Raw genomic sequence first — 12,109 nt, 5'->3', positions numbered from 1 at the left:
CGGAACGCCTGGGCCGGGCAGCGGTCACAGGAGGCCAGCAGGGTGGCCTCGGGCGGGAGGTCCATGGTGTCGCCGTGCCAGTGCAGTACGCGCAGGCGCTCGGGTGCTGCGGCGAACAGCGGGTCGGCGGGCGCGGCCGAGGTCGTCCGTACCGCTCCCCAGCCGATCTGCGGGCCGTCGCCTGGCCTGGCCGTGCCGCCCGCCGCCACTGCCAGCAGTTGCGCGCCGAGGCACACCCCGAGCACGGGGACTTCGGCCGCCAGCGCGGCCCGTAGCAGTGCCAGCTCGGCCGCGCGGGTCGGAAACGCCGAGGCATCGTCGTACGCCGCCATGGGTCCGCCCATCACCACGAGCGCCGCCAGTCCGTCCGGCGATTCCGGCACCGGGTCCCCGGCCCAGACCCGGCATACCCGCACCGGCAGCCCGGCCGCCTCCAGTGCGGTGCCGATGGCGTACGGGCCCTCGTGCGGGAGGTGTTGGACGATCAGGACGCCCGTGGGTTCCGCCCAGCTCACGGGGTCACGTCCATGAGGTGTAGCCGCCGTCCACGCGGATCGCGGTGATGCCGCTGATGTGCCGGGCCCCGCAGCGGTCCTGGGGCAGGACGAGCTGGGGGCCTGCGCGGTCGAGGGAGGTGTCGTCGATGCTGACCGCGAGCAGGACCGGTGCGCGGCCGAAGTCGGGGTCGATCTCCGCCCAGGACAGGAGGGCGTGGTGGCCGTCTGTTCCGGATACCGCGATCAGGAAGCGCAGGCGGTCCTTGCGGCGGGCGGGGTCGAAGCCGGGGCGGGCGGTGGCCAGAACGTCGTGCAGCAGCGGTCCGGTGAAGCGGTGGTGCCGGGTTCCGCTGGTGGCGCACTCGAAGCTGACGTCGGCGTCGTGCTGGGGCCAGGCGAGCAGGTCGGGCACCGTCAGCCGGGCCGGACGGTTCAGATCGCCGGTGAGCGCCAGTTCCGCCAGCGGGCGGGTGGCCGTACCGGCAGCTGCGAGGGACTGACTCACGGGCTACCACCTCCCGGGTGTACGTACCCGGGCCCTTGTCGGATACAAACGCACATGCCAACCCTGTCGAGCGGTGTTCTGGCAGTTGCGGTGCCGGGAGGCGGCTTTCCCTCGCATCTGCGGCAACAAAGTCTCGGGCGTGGCTTGGCCGGCGTCCGGGCGAGAAATGCTTCACCGCGCCCCTGACAAGTCAAGATTCCCGTGGCACGCTGCCTCACGCACGTCTATCCGCACCGCTCTTCGTTCCCCCACCCTGCCCGGGCCCACCAGTCCGGGCACGGCAGAAGGAGACATGCGTGAGACGCCAACGCACTGCCGCGGGCATTCTGCTCGCCGTCGGAGCCCTGTTCACCGGCGGCCTCCTCAATCCGGCCGCGGCCAACGCGACGACCCCCGAACCGGCCTCCGGGCCGTCGGCGGCGGCCCGCACCGCCTCGGCCGCCGAACAGCACGAGGCCCGCATCTTCTGGACCGCCGAGCGGATGCGCTCGGCCACCCCGCTCGATCTGCTGCTGACCCGGACGGCCGCCAAGCGCCTGAAGACGCCCGAGCCCGGCGGGCCGTCCACGGTCGTCGAACCCACCGCCGCTCCCGCCTCCTTCCCGCAGGCCGGTGGCCCGTGGACCGGCAGCGGGGATGTCGTCACCACCTCCGGCCGGGTGTTCTTCACGTTCCAGGGGCGTACCGCTTCGTGCACCGGTAATGCCGTGACCAGCCAGAACGCCAGCACCGTCATCACCGCCGGGCACTGTGTGAAGTACCAGGGCAGCTGGCACACCAATTGGGTCTTCGTGCCCGCGTACGCCAACGGCAGCGCGCCGTACGGCCAGTGGACCGCGTCCAGGACGCTCACCACCCCGCAGTGGGAGGCGAGCGAGGACATGAACTACGACATCGGCGCCGCGGTCGTCGCCCCGCTGAACGGCCAGAAGCTCACCTCGGTCGTCGGCGCGCAGGGGCTTCAGTTCAACGGCGGCTACAACAAGCAGATGTACTCGTTCGGCTTCCCCGCCGCCTCGCCGTACGACGGCACGAAGCTCATCTATTGCAGCGGCAACAGCTCGAAGGACTTCCTGCTCACGCAGGACCACGGCCTCGGCTGCAACATGACGGGCGGCTCCAGCGGCGGCCCCTGGTTCACCGGCTTCAGCGAGGCCACCGGCACCGGGCTTCAGGTCTCCGTGAACAGTTTCGGCTACGTCTTCCTGCCGAACACGATGTTCGGCCCGTACTTCGGTGATGTGGCGAAGGCCCTGTACGACAAGGCCCAGGCCGCCTAGCGGCGCTCGAAGACCACGCGTCCCCTTGGATCCGCACAGCATCATGGGACCCGCGCGGACGCGGCGACGCCCTGTGCACGAGGATGGGCACGGCACCCCGGAGCCAGGCATACGCCCATATTCGCCCGCACAGACCGACGGAACCCCCGATGACCGATCCCCTCCCCCAGGGCCTGGCCCGAACCGGCCGGACCACCCGGGTCCCCAAGCCGCCACGCGAGCGGACCTGGAAGGACCTGTCGCCGCTGCTGCGGCTGCTGATCCTGACGCAGCTCGCCTTCAACGTCGGTTTCTACGCCGTGCTGCCGTTCCTCGCCGAACACCTCGGCACCGCGATCGGCATGGCGGGCTGGCTGGTCGGATTCGTCCTGGGCTTGCGGACCTTCAGCCAGCAGGGCCTGTTCGTGGTGGGCGGCTGGCTGGTGGACCGGCACGGTGTGCGGCCGGTCGTGCTGGCCGGGTGCGTGCTGCGGATCGCCGGGTTCGCCTGGCTGGGGTACGCGGGGTCGATCTGGAGCGTGGTCGGCGCGGTGTTGCTGATCGGGTTCGCCGCCGCGCTGTTCTCCCCGGCGGTGGAGTCCGAGGTGGCCCGGCAGGCGGTGCTCTGGGAGCAGGAGGGCCGTGGCCCCCGTACGCGGGTGCTGGCCCTGTTCAGCGCGGCGGGGCAGGCCGGGGCCTTCGTCGGGCCGCTGCTGGGCGGGCTGCTGCTGGTCGTGGACTTCCGTACCGCGTGCCTGGCCGGAGCGGGGGTGTTCGTCCTCGTCCTGGCCGGGCACGTACGGCTGATGCCACAGCACATCCCCGGCCGGGTCCGCACCCGGGAGCGGGGCGGGGTGCGCGCGATGCTGGTGAACCGCCGCTTCCTCGCCCTGTGCTGTGCGTACGGCACCTATCTGCTCGCGTACAACCAGCTCTACCTCGCCCTGCCGGACGAGGTGGAGCGCGCGACGGGTTCTCAGACTCCGCTGTCCTGGCTGTTCGCGCTGTCCTCCCTGCTGGTCGTGTGCGCCCAGCTGCCGGTGACCCGGTGGGCGGGCGACCGGCTCGATCTGCGCCGCTCGATGGCGGGTGGGCTGCTGCTCATCGCGGCCGGTTTCGCGGTGGTGGCCGCCGCGCGCCCGGCAGGGTGGTCGGGTGCCGTGGGGCTGCTGCCCGCCGCGGGGTTCGTCGTCCTGCTCACCCTCGGCCAGATGCTGGTCGTCCCGGCCGCCCGCGCCTGGGTGCCCGACCTCGCCGAGGACGGACGGCTCGGCCTCTACACCGGCGCGCTGTCCTCCGTATCCGGCCTGATCGTCCTCGTCGGCAGCTCGGCCACCGGCTCCCTGCTCGACCTGGGCCTCCCGGCGGCTGTGCCCTGGCTGGTCCTCGCCGCGGTTCCGGCTCTCGCGGTGGCGCTGCTGCCCCGCCGTGGAGTGTCCTGAACGACCCGTCTCTGCCGTGAGATCCCGTGTGTTGTGCCCCGCCCCTCACCGGCTGTCGGCGCGGGCCACCTTCGCTCGCGTGTCGATGCGTCCGCCGTGCTCGAAGTAGAGGGTGAACGGCACGAGGTCGCCTGTGCGCCACTCCGTCTTCGCTCGTAGCCTCACGTCCAGCCCGTGCGGGGACATGGTGATGCCGCCGCCTGCCGGGACGGCGGCGGACGCCACTTTCCGCCCGTACGCCGCCGCCCCGCGGGTCATGCGGTGACGGCTGAGGGCGGGCGTGCCGACCGCAGCGGAGGAGGTCACCTTCAGCAGTCTGTCGTCGGTGCCACCGGTGTTGGTGATGCGGAAGAACGCGGCGGTGTCCCAGCCGACGCCGTACGAGGGGAGGACGCGTCCTTCGGCGACGGCGATACGTGCCGGGCCGCCCGCCTTGCCGGAGGCGGTCCAGGCGGTGAGGCCACCGAGGGCGAGGCAGCACGCGGTGGCGGGTGCGAGCGCGGCGTAGAGGGTGTCGGTGAGGCGTCGGCGGGTGGGTCGCCAGGGGTGTGCGGTCATCGGTCGGTGGCTCCGGGGTGTCGTCGGGGCGTCGTGAGAGGCAGGTCGTCCTCAGGGGAGTTTTCGGGAGGCCGTCGGGCCGCGTCCGCGGGCGGGTGACGGCTGCCAGGCCCGCAGCCGCAGGCTGTTGGCGACCACCAGCAGGGAGCTGGCCGACATGGCCACCGCGGCCACCATCGGGTTGAGCAGGCCGACCACGGCGAGCGGCACCGTCACCGCGTTGTAGCCGAAGGCCCACAGGAGGTTGGCCCGGATCGTCCCGAGGGTGCGCCGGGCGAGCCGTACCGCGTCCACGAGCGCCTCGATGTCACCGCGTACGAGGGTCACGTCGGCGGCCCCGATGGCCGCGTCCGCGCCTGTGCCCATGGCGATGCCGAGGTCGGCGCCCGCCAGTGCCGCCGCGTCGTTGACGCCGTCACCGATGGCCGCCACGTGGCGGCCCTGTTCCCGCAGCTCCTGGACGAGGCGGGCCTTCTCCTCGGGCGTGTGGCGCGCGTGGACCTCTTCGATGCCCAGGGCGGTGGCGACGGAGCGGGCCGGGGCTTCCCGGTCGCCGGTGGCGAGGACCGGGCGTACGCCGAGCCGCCGCAGCCGGTGCACGGCCCGATAGCTGCCGGGGCGGAGGACGTCGCCGACGGCGATCAGGGCCTGCGTCACCCCGTCGACACGCACCACGACGGGCGTGTGCGCGGCGGTCTCCGCGGCCATGAGGGCTTCCGCCAGTTCCGTGGGCAGCGCGTCGTCCGGGGCGAGGACTTCGACCCGCCGGTCGTCGACCAGGCCGCGCACTCCCCGGCCCGCCGTGGCGGCGAAGTCGCTCACCTGGGGCAACGGCGGCTTCCCGGGCAGGGTGCGTTCGGCGTACGCGGCGATCGCCCGGCCGAGCGGATGCTCCGAGCCCCGTTCCACCGCGCCGACCAGCCGCAGCACCGTCTCCTCCCCCAGCCCTCCCGGCACGGCCGTGACGCGGGCGACGCTCATGTGCCCGGAGGTGAGGGTGCCCGTCTTGTCGAGGACGACGGTGTCGATGTGGCGGAGTGCCTCCAGCGCCCGTGGCCCGCTGACCAGGACGCCGAGCTGGGCGCCGCGGCCGGTGGCGGCCATCAGCGCGGTGGGCGTGGCCAGGCCCAGCGCGCACGGGCACGCCACGACCAATACGGCCACGGACGCGGTGACCGCCGCCTGTGGGTCGGCTCCGGCGCCCAGCCAGAAGCCGAGCACGGTTACGGCGAGTGTCAGGACGACCGGTACGAACACCCCGGCCACCGTGTCGGCGAGCCGCTGCGCCCGTGCCTTCCCGGCCTGGGCCTCGGTGACCAGGCGTGTGATGCGGGCCAGTTGGGTGTCGGCTCCGACCGCCGTGGCGCGGACCAGCAGCAGTCCGCCCGCGTTGACGGCCCCGCCGACCACGGAGGAGCCGGGCGCGACCTCGACGGGCTCGCTCTCCCCGGTGACCAGCGACAGGTCGACGGCGGAACGGCCCTCCACCACAGCGCCATCGGTGGCCACCCGCTCCCCCGGGCGCACGATGAAGACCTGTCCGGCCGCCAACTCCTCGATGGCGATGCGGCGTTCCGTGCCGTCTTCGCGTACGGACACCTCCTTGGCCGCGAGGTGTGCCAGCGACCGCAGTGCGGCTCCCGTGCCGTGCCGGACCCGGGCTTCCAGGAAGCGCCCGGCCAGTGCGAACAGCGGCACGCCGACGGCCGCTTCGAGATAGATGTGGGCGACACCGTCCGGGGCGGAGGGCAGGAGGCTGAACGGCATCCGCATCCCGGGCCCGCCCGCGCCGCCGAGGAACAGGGCGTACGCCGACCAGGAGAAGGAGGCCGCCACGCCGAGGGACACCAGGGTGTCCATGGTCGCCGTCGAGTGCCGCAGCCCGCGCAGCGCCCGTACGTGGAACGGCCACGCGCCCCAGACGGCGACCGGTGCGGTGAGGACGAAGCACAGCCACTGCCAGTTGCGGAACTGCCAGGCGGGCACCATCGACAGCACGAGCACGGGCAGGGCGAGCAGCGCCGTGATCAGGAGCCGTTCGCGCTGCTGCCGGTGTGCGGCGTCGGGGACATCAGCGGCGTCCTGGCGCGGCTTCGGCAGTGCGGCCGTGTACCCGGCCTGCTCGACCATGGCGACGAGTTCCTCGTGCCTGACGTGCGGTGGATGGCTGACGCGGACACGGCCGGTGGCCAGGTTGACGGACGCGGACACACCGTCCAGCCTGGCGAGCTTCTTCTCGACGCGCCGAACGCAGGCCGCGCAGGTCATTCCGCCGATGGTCAGATCGGTGGTCACGATGGGCGGCGGTGGTTCCGTGGTCATCAGCCGCCGCTCCCGTGGTCCATGTTCTCCATGTCGTTCATGTCCGCGCCGCCGCCACCGTCGCCGCCGTTGCTTGTCGACGTGCCGTGCATGCCGGGTGCGACGGGTCCGGCCTGCGCGCCGACGGCGTACGACACGCCGAAGACGAGCACGAGCAGCAGCAGAAAGCCGCACAGGGCGGGCGGTGGCGCCAACCCTCGCGTCCCGCGCGGCGACTGCCGGGGTTCTTCCATACCGGTCTCCTGATGTCTTCGAGCCGTACCGGTAGAGGGAGTCGGGCCGGAACGGGCTCCAGTTCCCTCGGCTTGTCCGTGGTGTGCGCCACACGGCCCGCCCACCCCGCCGTCCGGCGCGTCCGCGCTGCTGAGACGATGGGCGGCGTCATGGATGCGGGGCAGATGCTCAGGACGGTGCGCGCCGCGGTGTTCGCGGTGGTCTGCGTGCTGGCCGCGGCACTGGGGCACATGGTCATGTCGGGGATGCCGGTACCGGCTTCCGCCCTGCTGGCCGCGTTGGCGGTCACGGCGGTCGGCGCGTGGTGCTTCGCGGGCCGGGAGCGCCGACCGGTGGCGGTGGGACTGCTCACCGTGGGCACACAGGCGGCACTGCACACCGCCTTCTCGTTCGGCCAGGCCCTGTCCGGCGGCGGCAGCAGCGAGCCCCGGATATCACTGTCGCAGCAGTGGGCCAGGGCCCTGCTGTGCGGGCCGGGGCGCATGCGGCTCTCCGAGGGTGACGCGGCGCGGGTGGTGCGGGACGCCGGGCTGAGCCGCCATCTCCGCGAGGGCGCGGCCCCCGCGATGGCGGGGCACGGACACCATGGCGGCGGGACGGCCGTCGATCAGATGGCCCAGATGCCGCATCCCATGGCGCCGGACGTCATGCACGGGAACATGGCCGGGATGGTGGCCGCGCATCTTCTGGTCGCGCTCCTGAGCGCGTGGTGGCTGTGCGGTGGCGAACGGGCCGCGTTCCGGCTGGCGCGGGCGGCCGCGGTCCGGCTGTTCGCACCGCTGGTCGTCGTCTTCGGTGTCGTGATTCCCGACGCGCCGCCGTCGGCGGGCCCGGTGCGGGAGACGTCGCGGCGCACCGTGCGGGAGTTGCTGCTCGCCCATTGCATTTCGTTGCGGGGTCCACCGCCGGGGCCTGCTGTCGGCTGACAGCTGGCGTGTTCCCTGCCAGGGCGTTCCCGGGTGTGTCCATCGCGTCCCGGGGTTGCCGCGCCCCTGGCCACCTCTTGTGCCGGTGCCGTACGACACGGTGACCGGATCATGTGAAGGACTCCAAAAAAAAAAATCCTGTCCGAATGACGATGGCATCCGTTTCTGTCCCTCCGCGCGGCGCCGGGGCCGCGGGCTCCGCGGCGTCAGTACGCCTGCGGTGGCTGATCCGGGGCTTCGGCGCCCGGGTCGGTGTCCGCGTCCCGCAGTCGCGCGATGTGCTCGGTGAGCGCTCGGGCGCGGGCCTCCCACTGCCGACAGGCGGCACACGTGTCGAGATGGGTGGCCACCTGCTGCGCGGTGATGCCCGGGGGCGGCTCCTCGCCGTCGAGGCGGGCGGAGACGGCCGTACGGATGCGCGAGCAGTGCATGCGGCCATCCTCCCCGATGTGAGCGGCACTCGGTGCGGGGAGGGTCGGCATGCGTGATGACGCCGCCGTGACGGCATGGGCGCTCGCGGCCCGTGACGGTGATCCGGCCGCCGTCGAGCAGTTCGTCCGCGCCACCCGTGCGGACATCCGCCGCTATGTGGCGCATCTGAGCGGGGATCCGCAGGCGGCGGACGACCTGGTGCAGGACACCTATGTGCGTGCGCTGCGGAGCCTTCCCCGCTTCGAGGGGAGGTCGTCGGCGCGTACGTGGCTGCTGGTGATCGCGCGCCGTGTCGTGGCCGACCGCATCCGGTGGGTGTCGTCCCGCCCCCGGGTCGCCGGAACCGACGACTGGCAGGCGGCCGCGGAACGCAGGCAGCCGTGCGGGGTGCCGGGGTTCGACGAGGGCGTCGCCCTGGGCGAGCTGCTGGGGGCGCTGCCCGCGCCGCAGCGGGACGCGTTCGTGCTCACCCAGTTGCTGGAGCTGTCCTACCTTGAGGCCGCGGCCGTGGCGGACTGCCCGGTGGGCACGATCCGCTCCCGTGTGGCCAGGGCCAGGGAAGCCCTGATCGCGCAGCTCACCGCCGCGGAGGAGGAACCGGCGGGCGCCATGGCCTGACGCCCCGGGGGTGTGGTGGAGGACGCGGCCGCGCGCCTTCCACCGCACCCCGGCTCCTTCACGGGAGGACGGATCAGGTGGCCGGTTGCCAGCCCAGTGCCGGGCCGAGCCTGGTGGCGATGTCGGTGACGATCTGGACGTAGTCCTCGTGGTCGAAGGTGAACGGCAGCGCGAACGCGACCTCCTCGACCTCCCGGAAGGCGACGTGGGAGGCGAGCCGTTCGGCGATTTCCTCGGAGGTGCCGACGAGGTCGGGCGCGAACATCATGCGCGCCGGTCCCTGGGGTGTGGCGGTCCGCGGCATCCGCTTGCGGGCGTACGTCTCGTACTTCGCGCGCTGCTCCGGCGAGGCGGTGTCGGTGGGGATGACGACGAGTCCTTGGGAGACCCGGGCGCGGTCGCCGTCGGGGTGGTGGGCGCGGAAGGTCCGGATGTGCGAGAGCTGGATCTCGGCGAAGTCCTCGGACTCCTCCGCCTTCACGACGCTGCTGGTGAGCAGGTTCATGCCCTGCTCACCGGCCCACCGGGCCGACCGCAGGCTGCCGCCGCCGTACCACATGCGGCGGCCGAGGCCCGGTGAGTGCGGCTGGACCCGGTCGGAGAACACCTCGAAGCCTTCGACGCCGCTGAAGTCGGTGGCCGGTTCACCGCGTACGAAGTCCAGGAGCCGTCGTACACGCTCGTGGCTGAAGTCCTCGACATCGGCCGTGTCGGGGTACAGCGCGCCCTTGACCTGGTCGTAGTGGCCGGGCGGGCCGACGCTGACCCCCGGGTTGAGGCGGCCTCCGGAGAGGATGTCGACCGTCGCCAGGTCTTCGGCCAGCCGCAGGGGGTTCTCCCATCCCACGGGGATGACGGCCGTGCCCAGCTCGATGCGGCGGGTGCGTTGCGAGGCGGCCGCCAGGACGGCGACGGGTGAGGAGATGCCGTATTGCAGGTGCCGGTGGCGCACCCAGGCGCTGTCGAATCCCAGGCGTTCGCCCAGTTCGATGATCTCAAGGGTCGACTCGTGGCCCTGGCGGGGGTCGGCCGCGTCGAACAGCCCGATGGTCAGGAAGCCGAGCTTCGCCAGGGGCTTCGAGTTCCGCGGCACCTGCTTGTGTGTGCTCATACCGGATGAGTCTCCAGCACCTCCGCGGTGGCCGGGGTGGGTTCGGGCGCGGCGGCCAGCAGGGCGCTGGTGTAGGGGTGCCGCGGGTTGACGCACACCTCGTCGGCGGGTCCCGTCTCGACGATCCTCCCCCGGTGCATGACCGCGATGCGGTGGCTGACCTGCCGTACGACCGCCAGGTCGTGGGCGATGAACAGCAGGGCGAGGCCGAGGTCGCGCTGAAGGTCGGCGAGCAGGTTGACGATCTGGGCCTGTACGGAGACGTCGAGTGCCGAGACGGGTTCGTCGCACAGCAGCACGGAGGGTTCCGGGGCCAGGGCGCGGGCGATGCCGATGCGCTGGCGCTGGCCGCCGGAGAACGCGCGGGGCAGCCGGTCGGCGATGGCCGGGTCGAGGCCGACGAGTTCCAGCAGTTCGGCGACGCGTTGCGCGCGTGCGGCGCGGTCGGGGTGGAGCCCGTGGACGAGGAGGGGCTCGCCGATGATGTCGCCCACCGTCATCCGGGGGTTGAGGGAGGCGTACGGGTCCTGGAACACCATCTGCACCTGGCGGCGCAGGGCCCGTAGCGCCGTACGGGAGGGCCGGGTGACGTCCTCGCCGCGGAGCCGGATCGTGCCGCCGTCGGCCGGGTGGGCGTGTGCGAGGAGCCGGGCCAGGGTGGATTTGCCGGATCCGGATTCTCCGACGATGCCGAGGGTTTCCCCCGCGTGCAGGGTGAGGGAGGCGTCGTCGACGGCGACGAGCGGGGTGCGGCGGCGTCCGCGGAACTCCTTGCGCAGGGCGACGGCCTCCAGTAGCGGTGTGCCCTCTTCGGTGGTGGCGCGGGCCTCACGGTCGGCGGGCCGGGTCGCCGTGACCGGCCGCGTGTGCTGGTGCCAGCAGGCCACGCCGTCGACCAGGGGTGGCGCCTCGGTCCGGCACTGCTCGTCCGCCGCCGCGCACCGCTGTGCGAACGCGCACCCGGCCAGTGGCAGCGACAGGTCGGGCGGCGCGCCGGGGATGCCGGTGAGCCGGGTGCCGGAGGGGGACGACAGCCGCGGTACGGCGGCCAGCAGCCCCGCGGTGTACGGGTGCCGGGGGCGGGTGAGGATGTCGGTCGTCGGGCCGTTCTCGACGACCGTTCCGCCGTACATCACCAGCGCGCGGGCGCAGGAGCGGGACACGACGCCCATGTTGTGGGTGATGAGGAGCAGGGCGGTGCCGGTCTTCTCGTTGAGTTCGGCCAGCAGTTTCAGGATCTGCTCCTGCACGGTGGCGTCGAGTGCCGTGGTCGGCTCGTCGGCCACCAGGACGTCGGGTTCGCCCGCGAGGGCCATCGCGATGAGGATGCGCTGGCGCTGGCCGCCGGAGAACTGGTGCGGGTGGTCGTTCAGCCTGCGCCGCGGCTCGGGGATGCCCACCAGGTCGAGCAGTCCCTCGGCGCGGGCCCGGCGGGTGGCACGGTCGCCGTGGCGGTGGGCGCGCAGTACTTCGTCGAGCTGGGTGCGGATCGAGAGGACCGGGTTGAGGGAGGTCATCGGGTCCTGGAAGATCGTCCCGATCCGGGCGCCGCGCACCGCGCGCAGCTCCTCCTCGGTGGCGGCGGCGAGGTCGGTGCCGTCCAGCAGCACCGATCCGGCCGTGATCCGTCCCGATCCGGGCAGCATCCGGGTCAATGCCAGCGCGGTGGTGGACTTTCCGGAGCCGGACTCGCCGACGACGGCGAGGGTTTCGCCGCGCTCCAGAGTGAAGTCCACGTCGCGTACGGCGTGGACGGTTCGTCCGTCCGGAGTGCTGAAGTCGACGCTGAGGCCGCGTACGTCCAGCAGGGGCGATGCCAGGGCGGGTGCCAGGGGGGATGTCATCGGCGGACCTCCCGGTTCAGGGCCTCGGACAGCAGCGAGAAACCGAGGACGAGCAGGGTGACGGAGACCATGGGGCCCGCGGCGAAGAAGGGCGCCTGGGCCAGATAGGGCAGCGCCTGGCTGAGCAGGCTGCCGAGGGTGGGTTCGGGCGGGCGCACACCGACGCCGAGGAAGCTCATCGCGCCTTCGAGGAATACGGCGATGGTGAGGGAGAGGGCGAGCTGGACGACCAGCGGGTCGGCGCAGTTGGGCAGGATGTGCCGCAGCAGCAGCCGCACCCTCCCGGTGCCGCCGACGCGCGCGGCGACGGCGTACTCGCGCTCCCGCTGGACGAGGATGGCGCCGCGCAACTGCCTCCCGA

Annotated in this window: 13 protein-coding genes; 4 read left to right on the top strand and 9 right to left on the bottom strand. The window is 72.7% G+C overall.

Annotated features, from left to right (window positions below):
- Together SSOG_RS44930 and SSOG_RS44925 are read right to left on the bottom strand one after the other, a co-directional pair.
- Window positions 1-515 (bottom strand): type 1 glutamine amidotransferase (locus SSOG_RS44930; RefSeq protein WP_039942831.1); only part of this gene is annotated, 515 nt, incomplete at its 3' end.
- A gap of 4 nt (window positions 516-519) precedes the next feature.
- Window positions 520-1,002, bottom strand: a complete 483-nt coding sequence (locus tag SSOG_RS44925; RefSeq protein WP_009720981.1) for a molybdopterin-dependent oxidoreductase — start codon at window positions 1,000-1,002, stop codon at window positions 520-522.
- A 296-nt stretch (window positions 1,003-1,298) separates the two neighbouring features.
- Between SSOG_RS44925 and SSOG_RS44920 the strand changes: the two genes are divergently transcribed.
- Window positions 1,299-2,282 (top strand): trypsin-like serine peptidase, encoded by a 984-nt coding sequence (locus SSOG_RS44920; protein WP_009720980.1) that lies wholly within the window; start codon window positions 1,299-1,301, stop codon window positions 2,280-2,282.
- A 149-nt stretch (window positions 2,283-2,431) separates the two neighbouring features.
- The gene (locus SSOG_RS44915) at window positions 2,432-3,703 is read left to right on the top strand and encodes an MDR family MFS transporter (RefSeq protein ID WP_039940286.1); all 1,272 of its coding nucleotides are present in this window, start codon (window positions 2,432-2,434) and stop codon (window positions 3,701-3,703) included.
- A 45-nt stretch (window positions 3,704-3,748) separates the two neighbouring features.
- Here the strand turns inward: SSOG_RS44915 and SSOG_RS44910 are convergent, their stop codons facing one another.
- The 3 genes from SSOG_RS44910 to SSOG_RS44900 are packed head-to-tail and all read right to left on the bottom strand — an operon-like array spanning window position 3,749 to window position 6,816.
- Window positions 3,749-4,261: a copper chaperone PCu(A)C gene (locus SSOG_RS44910; protein ID WP_009720978.1), complete on the bottom strand. Its 513-nt coding sequence runs from the start codon at window positions 4,259-4,261 to the stop codon at window positions 3,749-3,751.
- A 51-nt stretch (window positions 4,262-4,312) separates the two neighbouring features.
- Entirely contained in the window at window positions 4,313-6,583 is a 2,271-nt protein-coding gene (locus tag SSOG_RS44905) for a heavy metal translocating P-type ATPase (RefSeq protein ID WP_009720977.1), read from the bottom strand.
- Complete coding sequence (locus SSOG_RS44900; protein ID WP_009720976.1) at window positions 6,583-6,816, bottom strand: hypothetical protein; 234 nt, start codon at window positions 6,814-6,816, stop codon at window positions 6,583-6,585. The genes SSOG_RS44905 and SSOG_RS44900 overlap by 1 nt, the downstream gene beginning before the upstream one ends.
- A 150-nt stretch (window positions 6,817-6,966) precedes the next feature.
- Between SSOG_RS44900 and SSOG_RS44895 the strand changes: the two genes are divergently transcribed.
- The gene (locus tag SSOG_RS44895) at window positions 6,967-7,743 is read left to right on the top strand and encodes a hypothetical protein (RefSeq protein WP_039942830.1); all 777 of its coding nucleotides are present in this window, start codon (window positions 6,967-6,969) and stop codon (window positions 7,741-7,743) included.
- Between the two features lie 206 nt (window positions 7,744-7,949).
- On the opposite strand, the gene SSOG_RS44890 is transcribed toward SSOG_RS44895, so the two are convergent.
- A complete protein-coding gene (locus SSOG_RS44890) occupies window positions 7,950-8,174 on the bottom strand; it encodes a zf-HC2 domain-containing protein (protein WP_039940284.1) in 225 nt (74 codons plus the stop codon).
- 49 nt (window positions 8,175-8,223) lie between these two features.
- On the opposite strand from SSOG_RS44890, the gene SSOG_RS44885 reads away from it, so the two are divergent.
- On the top strand, window positions 8,224-8,793 hold the full coding sequence (locus tag SSOG_RS44885) for a sigma-70 family RNA polymerase sigma factor (protein WP_009720974.1): 570 nt from the start codon (window positions 8,224-8,226) through the stop codon (window positions 8,791-8,793).
- A gap of 73 nt (window positions 8,794-8,866) precedes the next feature.
- On the opposite strand, the gene SSOG_RS44880 is transcribed toward SSOG_RS44885, so the two are convergent.
- The 3 genes from SSOG_RS44880 to SSOG_RS44870 form a co-directional block, all read right to left on the bottom strand.
- Window positions 8,867-9,904, bottom strand: a complete 1,038-nt coding sequence (locus SSOG_RS44880) for an LLM class flavin-dependent oxidoreductase (RefSeq protein WP_009720972.1) — start codon at window positions 9,902-9,904, stop codon at window positions 8,867-8,869.
- On the bottom strand, window positions 9,901-11,748 hold the full coding sequence (locus SSOG_RS44875; protein WP_009720971.1) for an ABC transporter ATP-binding protein: 1,848 nt from the start codon (window positions 11,746-11,748) through the stop codon (window positions 9,901-9,903). The genes SSOG_RS44880 and SSOG_RS44875 overlap by 4 nt, the downstream gene beginning before the upstream one ends.
- The coding region (locus SSOG_RS44870) for an ABC transporter permease (protein ID WP_039940283.1) at window positions 11,745-12,109 on the bottom strand (365 nt) is incomplete at its 5' end. The genes SSOG_RS44870 and SSOG_RS44875, both read right to left, overlap by 4 nt.

The organism is Streptomyces himastatinicus ATCC 53653 (assembly GCF_000158915.1).
In the GTDB taxonomy this organism is placed as follows: domain Bacteria; phylum Actinomycetota; class Actinomycetes; order Streptomycetales; family Streptomycetaceae; genus Streptomyces; species Streptomyces himastatinicus.
Note: the sequence above shows the minus strand (reverse complement) of the source record. Positions and strands in the feature narration are given on the sequence as shown.